General features: G+C 73.0%; 18 protein-coding genes and 2 pseudogenes. 5 read left to right on the top strand and 15 right to left on the bottom strand.

The window, feature by feature from the left end:
- The 11 genes and pseudogenes from VGD85_RS15150 to VGD85_RS15100 all read right to left on the bottom strand — a co-directional run.
- Positions 1 to 186: pseudogene (locus VGD85_RS15150) on the bottom strand (FAD-binding oxidoreductase); the annotation flags it as partial.
- 18 nt (positions 187 to 204) lie between these two features.
- A complete protein-coding gene (locus VGD85_RS15145) occupies positions 205 to 1,449 on the bottom strand; it encodes an MFS transporter (protein ID WP_331064265.1) in 1,245 nt (414 codons plus the stop codon).
- Positions 1,450 to 1,507: 58 nt separating this feature from the next.
- The gene (locus VGD85_RS15140) at positions 1,508 to 1,717 is read right to left on the bottom strand and encodes a hypothetical protein (protein WP_331064264.1); all 210 of its coding nucleotides are present in this window, start codon (positions 1,715 to 1,717) and stop codon (positions 1,508 to 1,510) included.
- A 76-nt stretch (positions 1,718 to 1,793) separates the two neighbouring features.
- Positions 1,794 to 2,681, bottom strand: coding sequence for a bifunctional DNA-formamidopyrimidine glycosylase/DNA-(apurinic or apyrimidinic site) lyase (gene mutM, locus VGD85_RS15135; protein WP_331064263.1), 888 nt, complete (start codon positions 2,679 to 2,681; stop codon positions 1,794 to 1,796).
- A gap of 3 nt (positions 2,682 to 2,684) precedes the next feature.
- Entirely contained in the window at positions 2,685 to 3,494 is an 810-nt protein-coding gene (gene rnc, locus VGD85_RS15130; protein WP_331064262.1) for a ribonuclease III, read from the bottom strand.
- Positions 3,436 to 3,621 carry a 50S ribosomal protein L32 gene (gene rpmF / locus VGD85_RS15125; RefSeq protein WP_081790257.1) on the bottom strand — a complete coding sequence of 62 codons (186 nt, stop codon included), beginning with the start codon at positions 3,619 to 3,621 and terminating at the stop codon, positions 3,436 to 3,438. The genes rnc and rpmF overlap by 59 nt, the downstream gene beginning before the upstream one ends.
- A gap of 43 nt (positions 3,622 to 3,664) precedes the next feature.
- The gene (locus VGD85_RS15120; RefSeq protein ID WP_414690817.1) at positions 3,665 to 4,048 is read right to left on the bottom strand and encodes a YceD family protein; all 384 of its coding nucleotides are present in this window, start codon (positions 4,046 to 4,048) and stop codon (positions 3,665 to 3,667) included.
- 270 nt (positions 4,049 to 4,318) lie between these two features.
- A complete protein-coding gene (gene coaD / locus VGD85_RS15115; protein WP_331064261.1) occupies positions 4,319 to 4,798 on the bottom strand; it encodes a pantetheine-phosphate adenylyltransferase in 480 nt (159 codons plus the stop codon).
- Positions 4,795 to 5,361: a 16S rRNA (guanine(966)-N(2))-methyltransferase RsmD gene (gene rsmD / locus VGD85_RS15110; RefSeq protein ID WP_331064260.1), complete on the bottom strand. Its 567-nt coding sequence runs from the start codon at positions 5,359 to 5,361 to the stop codon at positions 4,795 to 4,797. The genes coaD and rsmD overlap by 4 nt, the downstream gene beginning before the upstream one ends.
- Positions 5,358 to 7,598 (bottom strand): ATP-dependent DNA helicase RecG, encoded by a 2,241-nt coding sequence (locus VGD85_RS15105; protein ID WP_331064259.1) that lies wholly within the window; start codon positions 7,596 to 7,598, stop codon positions 5,358 to 5,360. The genes rsmD and VGD85_RS15105 overlap by 4 nt, the downstream gene beginning before the upstream one ends.
- A gap of 18 nt (positions 7,599 to 7,616) precedes the next feature.
- A complete protein-coding gene (locus VGD85_RS15100; protein ID WP_331064258.1) occupies positions 7,617 to 9,275 on the bottom strand; it encodes a DAK2 domain-containing protein in 1,659 nt (552 codons plus the stop codon).
- A 172-nt stretch (positions 9,276 to 9,447) separates the two neighbouring features.
- Between VGD85_RS15100 and rpmB the strand changes: the two genes are divergently transcribed.
- Positions 9,448 to 9,633 carry a 50S ribosomal protein L28 gene (gene rpmB, locus VGD85_RS15095; protein WP_011756723.1) on the top strand — a complete coding sequence of 62 codons (186 nt, stop codon included), beginning with the start codon at positions 9,448 to 9,450 and terminating at the stop codon, positions 9,631 to 9,633.
- A 233-nt stretch (positions 9,634 to 9,866) separates the two neighbouring features.
- On the opposite strand, the gene VGD85_RS15090 is transcribed toward rpmB, so the two are convergent.
- Positions 9,867 to 10,817 carry a thiamine-phosphate kinase gene (locus tag VGD85_RS15090; protein ID WP_331064257.1) on the bottom strand — a complete coding sequence of 317 codons (951 nt, stop codon included), beginning with the start codon at positions 10,815 to 10,817 and terminating at the stop codon, positions 9,867 to 9,869.
- Between the two features lie 101 nt (positions 10,818 to 10,918).
- On the opposite strand from VGD85_RS15090, the gene VGD85_RS15085 reads away from it, so the two are divergent.
- Both VGD85_RS15085 and VGD85_RS15080 read left to right on the top strand, forming a co-directional pair.
- Positions 10,919 to 11,155 carry an Lrp/AsnC family transcriptional regulator gene (locus VGD85_RS15085; RefSeq protein WP_284536751.1) on the top strand — a complete coding sequence of 79 codons (237 nt, stop codon included), beginning with the start codon at positions 10,919 to 10,921 and terminating at the stop codon, positions 11,153 to 11,155.
- Positions 11,156 to 11,157: 2 nt separating this feature from the next.
- Positions 11,158 to 11,670 (top strand): DUF3515 domain-containing protein, encoded by a 513-nt coding sequence (locus VGD85_RS15080; protein WP_331064256.1) that lies wholly within the window; start codon positions 11,158 to 11,160, stop codon positions 11,668 to 11,670.
- Positions 11,671 to 11,682: 12 nt separating this feature from the next.
- Here the strand turns inward: VGD85_RS15080 and VGD85_RS15075 are convergent, their stop codons facing one another.
- The gene (locus tag VGD85_RS15075; protein WP_331064255.1) at positions 11,683 to 12,804 is read right to left on the bottom strand and encodes a D-alanine--D-alanine ligase family protein; all 1,122 of its coding nucleotides are present in this window, start codon (positions 12,802 to 12,804) and stop codon (positions 11,683 to 11,685) included.
- 32 nt (positions 12,805 to 12,836) lie between these two features.
- Here VGD85_RS15075 and VGD85_RS15070 point away from each other — a divergent pair, with 32 nt between their 5' ends.
- Positions 12,837 to 13,910, top strand: a complete 1,074-nt coding sequence (locus VGD85_RS15070; protein WP_331064254.1) for a trans-sulfuration enzyme family protein — start codon at positions 12,837 to 12,839, stop codon at positions 13,908 to 13,910.
- A gap of 140 nt (positions 13,911 to 14,050) precedes the next feature.
- On the opposite strand, the gene VGD85_RS15065 is transcribed toward VGD85_RS15070, so the two are convergent.
- Positions 14,051 to 15,058, bottom strand: coding sequence for an NAD(P)H-dependent glycerol-3-phosphate dehydrogenase (locus tag VGD85_RS15065; RefSeq protein ID WP_331064253.1), 1,008 nt, complete (start codon positions 15,056 to 15,058; stop codon positions 14,051 to 14,053).
- A complete protein-coding gene (locus VGD85_RS15060; protein WP_331064252.1) occupies positions 15,055 to 15,822 on the bottom strand; it encodes a lysophospholipid acyltransferase family protein in 768 nt (255 codons plus the stop codon). Before VGD85_RS15060 ends, VGD85_RS15065 begins: the two co-directional genes overlap by 4 nt.
- Before the next feature lie 90 nt (positions 15,823 to 15,912).
- Here VGD85_RS15060 and VGD85_RS15055 point away from each other — a divergent pair.
- Positions 15,913 to 16,221, top strand: a pseudogene (locus tag VGD85_RS15055) (2-phospho-L-lactate guanylyltransferase); the annotation flags it as partial.

The following is a 16,221-nucleotide window of genomic DNA, read 5'->3' as shown; positions in this document are numbered from 1 at the left end:
GGCGGCCCAGCGCACCGCGGCCTGCACGTGCGCCGCGTCCGCGGCGCGCACGACGGCGAGCGGGTGACCCGCGGCCCGGTCGCGCGACCAGTCGAAGCGGTACTTCTCGACGGCGTCGGGGTCGGTGATCACCACGCCGTCGGGCAGCGCCTCGATCAGGCCGGTCAGCTCGTCCACCGGGTGCATGGGCCCATGCAACCACCCTCAGGCGCTCGCCGGCGCCTGCTCGTCGGTGTGGGCGATGTGGACCAGCTGGCCCCAGATCAGCACCACGAACACCGCCGACCCGGCGAACGCGAACCAGAACGGCGCGGTGACGCCCCAGTGCCGGGCGAGGCCTCCGCCGATGCCGGACCCGATCACGAGCCCACCGAAGACGCCGACCAGGTTCACGCTGCCGACCCGGCCCTGCAGCCCGCTCGGCACCGCCCGCTGGCGGACCGTGGTCGAGGTGGTGCCCCAGATGAAGGCGTGCGCGCCGAAGAAGAAGAAGATCACCATCGCCACCGCCGGCCGGGTGGTGAGTGCCAGCGCGAGGTGGGTGAAGGTCTCGAAGATCAGCCCGACCCGCATGATGTTGCCGAGGCTCACCCGCCGGGTGATCCAGCCGTAGGACAGCGTGCCGAGCAGCCCGCCGACGGCCGAGATCGTGGTGAGCAGCCCGAAGCCGACCTCGCCCATGCCGAGCCGCTGGGTGGCGTAGAGCACCAGGATCGACCACGCCGCCCCGAAGGTGATGTTGAAGACGAAGATCGTGAGCACCAGCGTGCGTACGGCGGCGTGGTGCCACACCCACCGGAACGCCTCGACCACGTCCTGGCGCAGCTCGGTCCGCTCGCCGCGCGCGCGTCCGTGCGGCGGCAGCGCGATCCGGGCCGCGAGCAGCGCCCCGAGGGCGACGACCACCGCCTGCGCCACGAACGGGATCGCGTGGCCGGCGGCGAACAGCGCCGCGCCGATGGGCGGGCCGGCGAGCTGGTTGACGGTGATGAACCCGGTGGTGAGTCGGGCGTTCGCGACCGCCAGGTCGTCGCGGTGCACGAGCATCGGCAGCAGCGTGGACGCGGTGTTGTCGGCGAAGACCTCGGCGGTGCCGAGCAGGAACATCGTGACGAGCACGAGTGCGATCGACACCAGGTCGGTCGCGATCGCCAGCGTCAGCAGCACGAGGACGACGGCCCGCAGCAGGTCGACGGTCACCACGATGACCCGGCGGTCCAGCCGGTCGGCCAGCGCTCCGGCGTACAGCCCGAACACCAGCGGTGGCAGCCACTGCAGGAGGGCCGCGAGCGCGACCAGGAACGGGTCGTGCGTGAGGGAGGCGACCAGCAGCGGGCCGGCCGCGATCGCGATGCCGTCGCCGAGGTTGCTCACCCACGAGGACGCGAGGAGCCAGCGGAAGCCGGTGCCGAGCCGGCGGGGAGCGACGATCTCGGCCAGGCTGCTCACAAGGGAGTCAGATTAGTGCCGGACGCCCGCACGGACATCCGGTTTTCGAGCCCGGCGCTCAGGCGGGCTGCATCTCCTGCAGGGACTCGTGCTCGAGGTCGAGCATGGTGACCGACTGCGCGGCCGTCAGCTTGTCGTTCTCCTCGCTGAGGCGGACGACGAGCGTCTCCAACTCGCGCACGCGCGCGCGAAGCCGGTGGTTCTCGGCTACGAGGGCGGCGGGCGTCCGCAGGTCGCTGTTCATGTATCCGATCAGCGCCTTGGCCATGGACAAAGCCTTCCAGGGTGGTGGACGACCCGCGATGGCGGGCCGTCTTCAAGAGTCCCACCAGTCCGGGTTCTGGTCAATCTGCGAGGCGCGCCGTTCGCGGGGGCGTCCGACGCTTCCGGGGCGCCGGCTGGCACACCGGGCAGAAGTACGACGAGCGGTTCATGAACGCCACCCGCCGGATCGGTGTGCCGCACCGTTCACAGGGCTCGCCCTCGCGGCCGTAGGCATGCAGCGAGCGGTCGAAGTATCCCGACTCGCCGTTGACGTTGACGTACAGCGCATCGAACGAGGTGCCGCCCTCCCCCAGCGCCGCGAGCATCACCTCGCGGGCGTGACCGAGCAGCTCGCGCACCTGGCTCGCAGTGAGCCGGTCGCCGGGCCGCTCGCCGTGGATGCGGGCCCGCCACAGCGCCTCGTCGGCGTAGATGTTGCCGACTCCGGAGACCAGGTTCTGGTCGAGCAGCTGGCGCTTGACCCCGGACGTGCGCCGGCGCACCTTCCGCACGAACGCATCGTCGTCGAACTCCGGGTCCAGCGGGTCGCGGGCGATGTGGGCGATCTCGGGCGGCAGGTCGGCCCCGCCCGCCGAGACCGACAGCCCGCCGAACATCCGCTGGTCGACGAACCGGAGCTCTCGACCGTCGTCGGCGCCCTCCAGCGCGAGGCGCACCCGCAGGTGCCGTTCGTCCGGGGCGTCCGCCGGCTGCACGAGCAGCTGGCCGCTCATCCCGAGGTGGCCGAGCAGCGCGTCGCCGTTGTCGAGGGGCAGCCAGAGGTACTTGCCGCGCCGGCGGGCCGCCTCGATGCGGCGCCCGGTCAGCGCGGCGGCGAAGCCGGCGGGTCCGCGCAGGTCGCGGCGCACCGGCCGGGGGTGCAGCACGTCGACCCGGGTGACGGTGGCACCGAGCACGTGCCGCTCGAGGCCGGCCCGGACCACCTCGACCTCGGGCAGCTCCGGCACGGGCTAGTTCTCGTGGGCGGAGTGGGCGGCCGCGTCCGCGGCCGGGTCCTCGACACCGAGGTCGGAGGCGATCTCGCCGTACGCCGTCTCCGCGGCGGCCTGCTCCGCCTCCTTCTTGGAGCGGCCCACGCCGTTGCCGTAGAGGCCGTCGCCGACCCGGACCTGAGCCGTGAACGTCTTCATGTGGTCGGGGCCGTCGTCCTCGATGACGTACTCGGGGACGCCGAGACCGTGCTCGGCGGACAGCTCCTGCAGGGAGGTCTTCCAGTCCAGACCCGCGCCGAGGGCCGAGGCGGCCTCGATCAGCGGGTCGAAGAGCCGGTGGACCACGACGGCCGAGGTCTCGAAGCCGCCGGAGAGGTGCACGGCGCCGATCACGGCCTCGACGGTGTCGGAGAGGATGGAGGCCTTGTGGCGGCCACCGGTCGACTCCTCACCCCGGCCGAGCTTGACGTGCTCGCCGACGCCGATCTGGCGACCGACCCCGGCGAGCGCCCGGGCGTTGACGACCGCGGCGCGCAGCTTGGCCAGCCGGCCCTCGGAGAGGTCCGGGTGGGTGCGGTAGAGCGTCTCGGTGACCACGACCCCCAGCACGGAGTCCCCGAGGAACTCCAGCCGCTCGTTGGTCGGCAGGCCACCGTTCTCGTAGGCGAAGGACCGGTGGGTGAGGGCGCGCTCCAGCAGCTCGGGGTCCAGGGTCGGATCCCCGAGAGCCGCTCGGAGCTCTGCGTAGTTGGTCAGCGGACCGGTCGGGTCAGAGGACCTGACGACGGTCGGCGCGCGCGCCGTACTGGCCGCACTCGCCGCACGCACGGTGCGGCAGGTGCTTGGCACCGCAGGCGGGGTTCGCGCAGGTCACCAGGGTCGGGGCGACGGCCTTCCAGGCCGAACGACGGTGACGCGTGTTGCTGCGCGACATCTTCCGCTTCGGGACAGCCACTGTTCTCTCCTCATGGTTGACCGGGACGTCCTCCCGGTCGTGGTCAGTCGTGGTCCTGCTGGTCGTGCTGGTCCTGCAGGGCGGCCAGTCCGGCCCATCGCGGGTCGACCGGCGCCTCGTGCGTGTGGTCCGGGTCGTCCTTGAGTCGCACCCCACACTCGGGGCACAGGCCCGGACAGTCGTCCTCACACAAGGGCTGGAACGGCAGTGCGAGCACCACCGCGTCCCGCAGCAGGGGCTCGAGGTCGAGCAGGTCGCCCTCGAGCATGCTGACCTCGTCGTCCTCCTCGGAGGAGTAGTCCTGGTCGTCGTACACGAACAGCTCCTGGAACCGGACCTCGATCTCGTCGGTGATCGGCTCCAGGCACCGCGCGCACTCACCGGCGAGCTCGGCCGAGGCCGAACCGGTGACCAGCACACCCTCCATGACCGCTTCCAGCCGCAGGTCGAGGTCGACCGGCGAGCCTTCCGGGACACGGAGGACTTCGATGCCCAGATCTGCCGGTGCCGGAACCGTCCGCTTCTCCTGACGCTGGGACCCCGGGCGGCGGCCGAGCTCGCGGGTATCGAGCACGAGCGGCGCTCTCGGGTCCAGGCTGCTCAGGGGTCTACTTCCAGGTCCGGGCACAAACAGATCGTCGTAGAGCGTACCGGGCAGCGGACGGGCCGGGCAAAACCGGCGGGTCCCCGCACGGTGTCACCGCTGGGCGAGCTTGGCCTGCAGCCGGCGGTGCACCCCCGGCGGCACGAGGGAGGAGACGTCCCCGCCGAGCATGGCGACCTCCTTGACCAGGCTGGAGGACACGTAGCCCCAGGAGGCGTTGGTCGGCAAGAAGACCGTCTCGACGCCGGTGAGGTGCACGTTCATCTGGGCCATCGGCAGCTCGTACTCGTAGTCGTTGCCGCCCCGCAGCCCCTTCACGATCGCCGGGGCCCCGAGCTCGCGGCAGAAGTCGACGATCAGGCCGGTGAAGCCCATCACGGTCACGTTCGGCAGGTCGGCGCACACCTCGCGCAGCATGTCGAGCCGCTCCTCGGGCTCGAAGAGGCGCGACTTGGAGGGATTGGTGCCGGTCGCGACCACGAGCTCGTCGAAGATCGCGGCCGCCCGGCGGACGATGTCGAGATGGCCGTTGGTCACCGGGTCGAACGAGCCGGGGCACACCGCACGGGTCATGGCGTGGACGCTATCGCGTACCACAGCGTGGTCTCGCCGTAACGCTTCTCACGGTCGCGGCCGAGCCCGGCCGGCCAGGTCGGCTCGGGGCTGCGCGAGGACCGCTCGACGACCACCAGCGCGCCGGGCGCGAGCCAGCCGTGCTCGACGAGCCGGGCGAGATCGGTGGCGAGGGCGGCCTCGTCGAGCGGATAGGGCGGGTCGAGGAAGACCAGGTCGTACGCCGCGGCGGGCTCGCGGGCCAGGACGGTGGCGACGGATCCGGTCACGACGTCCGCGCTCCGGCACCCCAGCGTCCGGGCGTTGGCCGCCACCAGGGCGGCGGTGCGCCGGTCGGACTCGACGAGCGTGACGGCCTCCGCGCCGCGCGACCAGGCCTCCAGGCCGACCGCGCCCGAGCCGGCGTACAGGTCGAGGACCCGCAGGCCGTGCAGGGACCCGCACCAGGACTCGATCGCGGAGAACAGCGCCTCGCGCACCCGGTCGCTGGTCGGCCGGGTGGCCTCGCCGCGGGGCGTGCCGATCCGCCGGCCGCCCGCGCTGCCGCCGATGATGCGGGTCACGACTTCTCCATGAACTCGGACTGCACGGACTCCTCGAGTGCCGCGACCGCGGCGGCGAGCTCGGGCGCGCCGCGGAGTTGCGGGTCGGCGTCGAGCAGGTCGACCGCCGCGGCCCGGGCCTCGACGATCGTCTTCTCGTCGCGCAGCACCCGGAGGTTCTCGAGGCTGGACTTGAACCCGGACTGCGACCGGCCGAGGACGTCGCCCTCGCGGCGCTGCTCGAGGTCGACGCGGCTGAGCTCGAAGCCGTCGGTGGTGGCCGCGACCGCGGTGAGCCGCGCCCGCGCCGGCGTGTCCGGCTCGGCCCAGGAGACCATCAGGCACAGGCCCGGGTGGCCGCCCCGGCCGACCCGGCCGCGCAGCTGGTGGAGCTGGGAGACGCCGAACCGGTCGGCGTCGAGCAGCACCATCGCGGTGGCGTTGGCGACGTCGACGCCGACCTCGATCACGGTCGTGGAGACCAGGACGTCGACCTCGCCGGCGGCGAACGCACGCATCACCGCGTCCTTGTCCTCGGGCGCCATCTTGCCGTGCAGCCGCTCGACCCGCAGACCGGCCAGCGGCCCCTCGACGAGCCGCGCCGCCACCTCCTCGACGGCGTTGAGCGTCTCGGACGCTCCCGGTGGCGCGATCGCGTTGCCGTCCTCGTCCACGTCGATCTGGTCGCGCTCGCCCTGCTCGCTCTCGTCGCCGGTGATGCGGGGGCAGACGACGTAGACCTGGTGGCCCCGGGCGACCTCCTCGCGGACCCGCTCCCAGACCCGGCCGAGCCAGTGCGGCTGCTCGGCGAGCGGGACCACGTTGGTCTGGATCGGCGCGCGGCCGGCGGGCAGCTCGGTGAGCGTGGAGGTCTCCAGGTCGCCGAACACCGTCATCGCGACCGTGCGCGGGATCGGGGTCGCGGTCATCACCAGCACGTGGGGCGGGGTGCCGGCCTTGTCGGTGAGGGCGGCGCGCTGCTCGACCCCGAAGCGGTGCTGCTCGTCCACGACGACCAGGCCGAGGTCGGCGAACTGGACCTTCTCCTCCAGCAGGGCGTGGGTGCCGATCACGATGCCGGCCTCGCCGCTGGCCAGCCGCGACATCGGCGCGGTGCGCTGGGCCTTGGTCATCGAGCCGGTGAGCAGCTCGACGTTGGTGGCCTCGGGCGCGCTGCCGAGCATGCCGCCGGCCGCGAGGTCGCCGAGCATGGCGGTGATCGAGCGGTGGTGCTGCTGGGCGAGCACCTCGGTGGGAGCCAGCAGCGCGGCCTGGCCGCCGGAGTCGACGACCCGGAGCATCGCACGCAGTGCCACCAGGGTCTTGCCGGAGCCGACCTCGCCCTGGAGCAGTCGGTTCATCGGGTGCGGCTGGGCGAGGTCGGCCTCGATCTGGGCACCGATCTCGCGCTGCCCGGCGGTCAGCTCGAACGGCAGCCGCGCGTCGAACGCCGCGAGCAGGCCACCGTCCGCTCCGGTGCGCGCCCGGCCGCCGAGCTCGCGGATCGCGCGCCGTCGACGCGCCAGCACGAGCTGGGTGACCAGCGCCTCCTCGAACCGGAAGCGGCGCTGGGCGCTGGTGACCTGCCCCCAGTCGTCGGGGTTGTGGATGCGCTGCAGCGCCGTACGGACGTCGAGGAGCTCGTGGCGCTCGCGCAGCGCGGGCGGCAGCAGGTCGGGCACGTCGTCGACGACCGAGAGCGCGAACGCGACCGCGCGCTGGAGGTCCCACGAGTCGACGCCCTTGGTGAGGGGGTAGATCGGGTAGAGGTCGCCGATCGCGTCGAGCGAGAGCTGCGCCGCGTCCTCGTCGGCGGTGCCGAACAGCACGACCTGCGGATGGGTGAGCTGCCACTCGTCACGGAACCTGCTCACCTGACCGACGAAGATGCCGCGGCGACCGGCCGGGACGCGGTTCTGCTGCTGCCACTGCGCCATGTGCTGGTTCTTGGCGAACATCGAGACGCGGAACGACGGGCCGTCGGTGCGCACCACCACGTCGACCCGGTAGGCCGGGCGTCCGGTCCGGCGGTCCTGGTAGGTGGCGATCTTGCTGGACGCGATCTGTCCCACGACCGTGAGCAGGTCGCCGACGTTGGGCTCCTCGACGCGGGTGAGCTCGCCGGTCTTGATGTAGCGCCGCGGGAAGTGGCGCAGCAGGTCGCCGACGGTGCGCAGCCCCAGCCGGTCCTCGATCGCCGCGCGCTTCTTCTTGTGGTCGCCGAGGACGGCGACCACGGGCGTGTCGAGGCTGATCACCGCTGTCTCCCTGCCTGGCTACTCGACGGACATCAGCAGCGGATAGCGCTGCTGCCCACCGTCGTACACCACGACGTCGACAGCAGGGTGGTGCTGCTCGACGTACGCCGCGCAGCGGGTGGCCAGCGAGCCCTCGGGGTCGTCGGCGCCCGCGACGATCGTGACGAGCTCGCCGCCGCCGCCGAGCAGGCGGTCGAGCACGTCGGTGGCGACGGCGTACAGCTCCTCGCCGACGATCGCGAAGTCACCGGCGATCACCCCGAGCACGTCGCCGGGCTCGCACGGCCCCGCCATCGTCATCGCCTGCCGGGCCGCCACGGTCACCGCGCCCTGCCGGGCGTGCCGTGCGGTCGCGGTCATCTCGAGCACGTCCTGGTCGAAGGACCGGCCCGGCTCGTGCACCGCGACCGCCGCGAGACCGGTCACCTGGGCCTGCGTGGGGATCACGGCGACCCGGATGGCACCGTCGGCGTCGGCCTCGGCGGTGCTCGCCGCGACCTGCGCGACCCGCACCGAGTCGTGGTCGTTGGGCAGCACGATGACCTCGGCGGCGCCGCACGCCGTGATCGCCTCGAGCAGCTGGCCGGTCGAGGGCCGGTGGCCCGGGCCGCCGTGGACGACCACCGCGCCCGCCGCCTCGAAGAGGGCGGCCAGGCCGGGTCCGGCCGCGACCGCGACCACGCAGCGCCCGTCGCGTGCGGCGGTGCGACCACGGGCGGCCTGGATCTGCTCGGCGAAGTGCGTCACCCGCACCCGGTGCGGGCGGCCGGCGGCGATCCCGGCCTCGATCGCCGCCCCGACGTCGTCGACGTGCACGTGCACGTTCCACAGCCCGTCGCCGCCGACGACCACGAGGGAGTCGCCCAGCCCGGACAGCGCCCTCCGCAGCACCGGGATCGCCGCGTCGTCGGCGTCGAGGAGGTACATCACCTCGTAGGCGGGCCCGTCCGGGGTCAGGTCGCCCGAGCTCCCCCCGGTCGGGACCGGGATGTGGTGGCTGCCGAAGGGCTCGGTCACGGGCGCCGGGCGGCGCCCGGTGAGCACGGTCTCGGCGGCGTCGAGGATCACGCTCACACCCCGGCCACCCGCATCCACCACCCCGGCCGCCCGCAGCGCGGGCAGCTGCTCAGGGGTGTGCGCGAGCGCCTCGCGGGCCGCCGCCGCAGCGGCGGCAAACACATCACGGGCGCGTGCCCGGGGGTCCCGGGCCGTCTCGGCGGCCGCCTCGGAGGCCGCCCGCGTGACGGTGAGCATGGTGCCCTCGACCGGGACACCGACCGCGGCATAGCTGGCCTCGGTGGCGCGGCGCAGCGCGTCGGCCATCACGTGGGCGTTGCGCTCCCCCGGCTCGGCCGCGGCGATGCGCCGCACGATCGCGCCGAGCATCTCGCTGAGGATGACCCCGGAGTTGCCCCGCGCACCGAGGAGCGCGCCCCGGCCGAACGCGGCGAGCGCCGTACCGAGGTCCGCGCCGGCCTGGCCCGCGGTGGCCTCGCGCACGGCGTCCCTCGCGGCGCAGACCGTGAGGTACATGTTCGTGCCGGTGTCGCCGTCGGGCACCGGGTAGACATTGAGCGCATCGATCTCCTCGCGGGCGTCGGCCAACGCGTCGGCGGCGATGTCGACGAACCGCAGCACCACCTCGAGCGTGATGGCGCCGCTGCGGGGAGTTTCCATCGCCGTCCTCGATCGTGGAGACTGCTCGCTCGGGAGATGTCGAGTCCCACAGGTTAGTGCGTCCGCTCGATTTCCGCGTGTCCGGGGCCATCGGATACTCTTGTGCGGTTGCCCGCTCAGCGGGCCCCTCTGCGAATCAGTTCCACATCCTCGATCGTTTAAGGAGCACACGGTGGCTGCCGTCTGCGACATCTGCGCCAAGAAGCCGGGCTTCGGCAACAACCGTCCGTGGTCGCGCAAGATCACGAAGCGTCGCTTCGACCCCAACATCCAGCGCGTGCGGGCCACCGTCAACGGCACCCCCAAGCGACTCAACGTGTGCACCGGCTGCCTCAAGGCCGGCAAGGTCACGCGCTGACCTGAGCTCTTCCGAGAGGCCCCGATCGTCCAGCGGTCGGGGCCTTTCTCATGTCCTCGGTGGTCGAGTAGCGAGCGCTCCCCTCGGTGGTCGAGTAGCGAGCGCCAGCGAGCGTATCGAGACCCATCCGGAGCTGAGGTCTCGGTACGCCCGTCGCGGCCTCGTCCCTCGGCCGCGGGGCTACTCGACCTGGCTGCTGCCTCCGAGTCGGCGCAAGCGCCGCCTCGGGCAGCTCAAAAGTGGGTCCAGCCGGTGGGGCCGTCGTAGGCCGCGCCGTCGACCGTGACGCCCTCCCCCTCGCCGACCCGGCCGATGACCGACCAGCCCTCGGGCACGGAGGCGGCGTCGGGGTAAGTCGCCAGCAGCGCGTGGTCGTCGCCGCCGCCGAGGATGAACTGCATCGGGTCGGCGCCCAGCGCGGCGCCGACCGCCTGCAGCGGCTCGGGCACCTCGAAGGCGGCGGTGTGCACGTCGATGGCGACGCCCGAGTGCGCGGCGATGTGGCCCGCGTCGGCGAGCAGCCCGTCGGAGACGTCGATCATCGCGGTGGCGCCGGCCTCGGCGGCGAGCCGGCCGGCGTCGTACGGCGGCTCCGGGCGGCGGTAGGCCTCCACGAGCACCCGCGGGGAGCGGAAGCCCCGGCCGAGCACGGCGAGACCGCCCGCGGCCCAGCCCTGCCGGCCGCACAGCGCGAGCACGTCACCGGGCCGCGCCCCCGAACGGAGCACCGGCGCCTGGGTGCAGGCCCCGAGGACGGTCACCGCGATCACGACCTCGTCGGCGCGCGTGACGTCGCCGCCGACGACGCTTGCCCCCACCAGCGCGCACTCCTCGGCGAAGCCCCGGGCGAAGTCCAGCGCCCACTGCGCCGGCAGGTCGGCCGGCGCCGCGAGACCGATCGTGAGCGAGGTGGCGCGCCCACCCATCGCGTTGATGTCGGAGAGGTTCTGCGCGGCCGCCCGGTGGCCGACGTCGGCCGCGCCCGCCCACTCCCGGCGGAAGTGCCGCCCCTCGACCATCAGGTCGGTGGACACGACGACGTGCCCGGTGCGGACCCGCAGGACCGCGGCGTCGTCGCCCGGGCCGACGAGCACCTGCTCACCTTGCGAGAACAGGTCCACGATCGCCGAGATCAGCCCGAACTCGCCCGCGTCGGCCAACGTGGCGTCTGGTGGGAACGACATGGACCCATCCCACCAGATGCGGGCCGGGGTGGCGCACGATAGGTTGGCGTGGCAGTTCCCGCAGAACGCAGATCACCCGTCCAGACCCCAGGGAGAGCTCGATGGTCGTCCAGGCGTACATCCTGATCCAGACCGATGTCGGCAAGGCTGCCGAGGTGGCCTCCGCCATCGCCCAGGTCAAGGGCGTGACCCTCGCCGAGGACGTCACCGGACCCTACGACGTGATCGTGCGCGCGGAGGCCCGCAACGTCGACGAGCTCGGCAAGCTCGTGGTCTCGAAGGTGCAGAACCTCGAGGGCATCACCCGCACGCTGACCTGCCCGGTCGTCCACATCTGAGGGTGACCCCCGCCGTACGTCGTCGGCGCCCCGGGTCCCCATGGACCCGGGGCGCCGTCGCGTGTGCGGCCGTCCTGCTCGCGACCGGCTGCTCCACCGGGCCGGTGGAGATCGACGCGCCGGACCTCTCCGCCGCCGACCAGCGCACCTGCCGCGAGTTCGTCGCGGACCTGCCGTCGACGCTCGCGGGTCTCGACGAGCGCGAGGTCTCCGGTGACAGCGAGTACGGCGCGGCGTGGGGCGATCCCGCGATCGTGGTCACCTGCGGCGTCGACATCCCGCCCGAGTTCGACGAGTTCTCCGCGTGCACCGAGGCCTCAGGAGTGGGCTGGTTCGTGCCGCCCGAGCAGGAAGCGGACCAGGATGCCGACGTCCTGCTCACCGCGGTCGGCTACCTGCCACGGGTCTCGCTGCTCGTCCCGGCCGACCAGCGCGGCGCGCCGTCCGCGGCGGCGCTGGCGGCGTTGGCGGAGCCGGTGCGCGAGCACCTGACGCTGCGCGACGAGTGCGACTGATCCGGTGTCCGGTTAGCGCAGGCCGGTGTCGCGCCGCAGGGCCAGCTGGATGAGCCGGTCGACCAGTGCCGGGTAGTCGAGGCCCGAGGCCGCCCACATCTGCGGGTACATCGAGGTCGGGGTGAAGCCCGGCATCGTGTTGATCTCGTTGACCACGAGCCGGCCACCGGGCAGCACGAAGAAGTCAACCCGGGCCAGGCCCTCGCAGCCGACGGCCTCGAACGCCCGCACCGAGAGCTCCTGGATCTGCCGGGTCACGTCGTCGGGCAGGTCCGCCGGCACGTCGAGCTCGGTGTGCTCCTCGGGGAGGTACTTGGCCGCGAAGTCGTAGAACTCGTGGTCGCCGGTGATCCGGATCTCGGCGGGCACGCTGGTCTCCGGGGTGCCGTCGAGCGCCTCGAGCACCCCGCACTCCACCTCGCGCGCGTCGACCGCGGCGGCCTCGAGGAGCACCTTCGGGTCGTGCTGGAACGCCTCCGCGAGCGCGTCCGCGAGCTCGCTCGCGTCGTGCACCTTGGAGATGCCCAGGCTGGAACCGCCCCGCGCGGGCTTGGCGAACAACGGGTAGCCGAGCTCGTCGGCCCGGGCGCGGCACCGCGCCGGGTCTCGCGCCCACTCCCGCGCCGTCACCGTCGCCGAGGGCAGCACCGGCAGCCCCGCAGCCGCCAGCACGACCTTCATGTAGGCCTTGTCCATGCTGACCGCCGAGGCGAGCACCCCGGCGCCGACATAGCGCACGCCCGCCATCTCGAGCAGGCCCTGGATGGTGCCGTCCTCGCCCCACGCGCCGTGCAACAGCGGGAACACGACGTCGACCTCGCCGAGGGTCCGCGGCGGTTGGGCCGGCTCGGTGACGACCAGGCCGGTGGACGCGGTCTCGGGCGCGAGCGCGATCGTCGCCCGTTCGCCGTCGACGTGCGGGAGCCGGTCGGGGCCCTCGATGCGCAGCCGCTCCGGGTCCCCGGACTCCAGCACCCAGCGGCCGTCGGTCGCGATGCCGATCGGCACGACGTCGTACGCCGTGCGGTCGATCGCGGCCAGCACGCTCCCGGCGGTCACGCACGAGATCGCGTGCTCGTTGGACTTGCCGCCGAACACGACGGCGACGCGGGGCTTGCGCGTGGACTCGTTCATCGCGCCCGACCCTATCCGTCTAGCGTGGCCCCATGAGCAGCGCCTCGCGAGACCTCAAGCCGGGCACGATCGCGGTCACCGCCGGGCGGCCGTCGCGCGAGCCGGATCAGCCGCTGAACGAGCCGATCACCATGGCCTCGACGTACGTCGCGGGCGGCGAGGTCGAGTACGGTCGCTACGGCAACCCCACCTGGACGGCCTTCGAGGAGGTCCTCGGGTCGCTGGAGGGTGGGCGGGCGCTGGCGTTCTCGTCCGGTCTGGGCGCGGTGTCGACCGTGCTGGACCTCGTCGGTCACGAGGGCCTCGTCGTCGCGCCCGCGCACGCCTACAACGGCACGTTGCTGCAGCTCGCGGACCTCGAGAGCCGTGGCCGGGTCCGCACGTCGCTCGTCGACATCACCGACACCGACGGGGTAGTCGCGGCGTGCGCGGACGCCGCTCTCGTCTGGCTGGAGTCCCCGACCAACCCGGCGCTCGAGATCGCGGACATCTCGGCGATCAGCGCGGCCGCGCGGGCGGCCGGCGCCTACGTGGTGGTCGACAACACGTTCGCCACGCCGCTCCTGCAGCAGCCGCTCACGCTGGGCGCCGACCTCGTCGTGCACTCGGTGACCAAGTACCTCGCCGGGCACAGCGACGTGCTGATGGGCGCCGTCGTCACCGGCGACGACGAGCTGTACGCCGTGCTCAAGGGCCGGCGCGACCTGACCGGCACGACCCCGGGGACCCTCGAGGCCTGGCTCGCGCTGCGCGGCGTGCGCACCCTGCACCTGCGCGTCGAGCGCGCCCAGGCCAACGCCCGAGTGCTGGTGGAGCGGCTGGCGGAGCACCCGGCCGTCGCCGAGGTGCGCTACCCCGGGTTCGGCGGGATCGTCGCGATGGTGCTCGCCGGCGGTGCCGCCGCCGGGGACCGGGTCACCCGCGGCACCCGGCTCTGGGTGCACGCGACCTCGCTCGGCGGCGTGGAGTCGACGTTCGAGCGGCGCCGCCGCTGGAAGGCCGAGCCCGAGACGATCCCCGCCGGGCTGGTGCGCATGTCGGTGGGCGTCGAGGACGTCGACGACCTCTGGGACGACCTGAGGGCGGCGTTGGACGCGGTCGTCTGACGCCGTCAGGTCTCGATACGCTCGCTGGCGCTCGCTACTCGACCAACGATCGTTCGATGGTCGAGTAGCCGTCGCGAGGCACGAGCGACGGCGTATCGAGACCCCTCGCGCGACGCTGCGATCCGAGGAGCCTGCTCGTCTCAGTCAGTTTCGGCCTTGGTGTCGCGGGCGATGAAGGAGTCCATCATCTCCTGGGCGGTCATCCGGCCGTCGACGACGGCGGTGACGTGGTGGGCGATCGGGGCGTCCACGCCGGTGCGCTCGGCGAGCGCGAGCAGGGAGGCGCAGGACTTCGCGCCCTCGGCCACCTGACGGGTCGTCGCGAGGATCTCCGCCGTCGTCATGCCGCGGCCGAGCTTCTCCCCGAACGTCCGGTTGCGCGACAGCGGCGAGGAGCAGGTCGCGACCAGGTCGCCCAGTCCCGCCAGACCCATCAGCGTGAGCGGGTTGGCCCCCAGCGCCATCGCCAGCCGCGCGGTCTCCGCCAGCCCCCGGGTGATGACGGAGGCGGTCGTGTTGTCGCCGAAGCCGAGGCCGACGGCCATGCCGACCGCCAGGCCCACGACGTTCTTGTAGGCACCGCCGAGCTCGCAGCCGAGCACGTCGACGCTGGTGTAGGGACGGAACGCCGGTGAGTGGATGCGGTCCTGGATCATCCGCGCCACGCTCTCGTCCTCGCACGCCACCACGGATGCCGCCGGCTCGCGCCGCGCGATCTCCGGGGACAGGTTGGGCCCACTGACGACGGCGATCCGCTCGGGACCGGCGCCGGTGACCTCGGCGATCACCTGGCTCATCCGCTCCAGCGTCCCGAGCTCGACGCCCTTCATCAACGACACGAGGACGGCGTCGTCCTCGATGTACGGCGCCCACTGGGTCAGGTTCTCGCGCAGCGTCTGCGAGGGGGTCGCGAGCACGACCAGGTCGGCGCCGTGCAGCGCCTTCTCGACGTCGTGGGTGCCGGAGATCGCCGGCGGCAGCTCCACGCCGGGCTGGTAGTCGGGGTTCTCGTGGCGGTCGTTGATCGCGGCCGCGAGCTCCTCGCGCCGCGCCCACAGCGTCACGTCGTTGCCGGCGTCGGCGAGGACGATCGAGAACGCCGTACCCCACGAACCGGCGCTGAACACCGCGACCTTGCCGGCGCTCACGGACGGCCCTTCTTCTGGTCCTTGCGGGGATTGCCGATCGGCCGGACCCCGGCCTTGCGCACGTCGAAGCGCTCCGGCGGAGCCGGCTCGCCCCGCACCTCCTCCACGAGCGCGGTGATCGCGGCCATGATCCGGTCGGTCGCCTGCTGGACGACGGCGGTGGTCCGCGGCTGCTCGAGCAGGTCGGACAGGTCGACGGGCGGGCCCACGCGCATCTGGATGCGCTTGCGCGGGAACAGGTCCGGCTTCTTCGTGTACGCCGGGAGCAGCTGCTGGGCGCCCCACTGCCCGACGGGGATCACCGGGCACCCCGTCGCGAGTGCGATCCTGGCCGCACCGGACTTCCCGGTCATCGGCCAGCCGCCCGGGTCGCGGGTGATCGTGCCCTCCGGGTAGACGACCACGCACTCGCCGCGGCGGACCGCCTCGACGGCGGCGTCGTAGGCGCCGGCGGCGTTCGCCGAGAGCCGCTCGACCGGGATCTGGCCGGCGGCGGTGAAGAAGAACGCACCGAGCCTGGTCTTGAACAGGCCGGACTTGGCCAGGTACCGCGGCAGCCGGCCGTGGTCGTAGACCAGGTGCGCCGCGGTCAACGGGTCGACGTGCGAGACATGGTTGAGGGCGAGGATGAAGCCGCCGGACTCGGGGATGTTCTCCCCGCCGACCCACTCCCGAGTCGTGGTGGCCAGCAGCAGCGGCTTGATGATGGGGACGGCGAGGTTCCACGCCCATCCGCGCTTCTGCTGGAGCTTGCGAACCGTCACGGACGCAGGTTACTCGGTCACGCTGCTCCCACCGGTCCCAGCGCGGGCCGCCGCGCCGGGACGTCCGGGCCGCCTGACAGGATCGGGCCGATGTCCGAGCAGCAGTACGCCGTCGTGGTCCCAGTGAAGCCGCCCGCGGTGGGCAAGTCGCGCCTCGCCGAGGTCGGCGGCCCGACGCGGCAGGCACTCGCGGAGGCCTTCGCGCTCGACACGGTCACGGCGTGCGCGGCCACCGGGGCGGTGGCTCGGGTGCTGGTCGTCACCGACGACGTGCAGGTCGCGACCGCGGTCACCGCCCTGGGCGCGGTGGCGATCCCCGACGGGGTCAGCGGCGACCTCAACGCGACGCTGCGCCAGGCGGCCGCCGAGGCGGTCCGGCGGTGGCCGACGCTGCGGCCG

It is taken from the genome of Nocardioides sp., assembly GCF_036401255.1.
GTDB lineage: Bacteria > Actinomycetota > Actinomycetes > Propionibacteriales > Nocardioidaceae > Nocardioides.
Note: the sequence above shows the minus strand (reverse complement) of the source record. Positions and strands in the feature narration are given on the sequence as shown.

Bases quoted from the DNA above. Each gene is read 5' to 3' on its own strand.
- VGD85_RS15140 (WP_331064264.1), bottom strand. From the start codon at position 1,717: ATGGCCAAGGCGCTGATCGGATACATGAACAGCGACCTGCGGACGCCC.
- VGD85_RS15120 (WP_414690817.1), bottom strand. From the start codon at position 4,048: ATGGAGGGTGTGCTGGTCACCGGTTCGGCCTCGGCCGAGCTCGCCGGT.
- coaD (WP_331064261.1), bottom strand. From the start codon at position 4,798: ATGACCCGTGCGGTGTGCCCCGGCTCGTTCGACCCGGTGACCAACGGC.
- VGD85_RS15100 (WP_331064258.1), bottom strand. From the start codon at position 9,275: ATGGAAACTCCCCGCAGCGGCGCCATCACGCTCGAGGTGGTGCTGCGG.
- VGD85_RS15090 (WP_331064257.1), bottom strand. From the start codon at position 10,817: ATGTCGTTCCCACCAGACGCCACGTTGGCCGACGCGGGCGAGTTCGGG.
- VGD85_RS15085 (WP_284536751.1), top strand. From the start codon at position 10,919: ATGGTCGTCCAGGCGTACATCCTGATCCAGACCGATGTCGGCAAGGCT.
- VGD85_RS15075 (WP_331064255.1), bottom strand. From the start codon at position 12,804: ATGAACGAGTCCACGCGCAAGCCCCGCGTCGCCGTCGTGTTCGGCGGC.
- VGD85_RS15070 (WP_331064254.1), top strand. From the start codon at position 12,837: ATGAGCAGCGCCTCGCGAGACCTCAAGCCGGGCACGATCGCGGTCACC.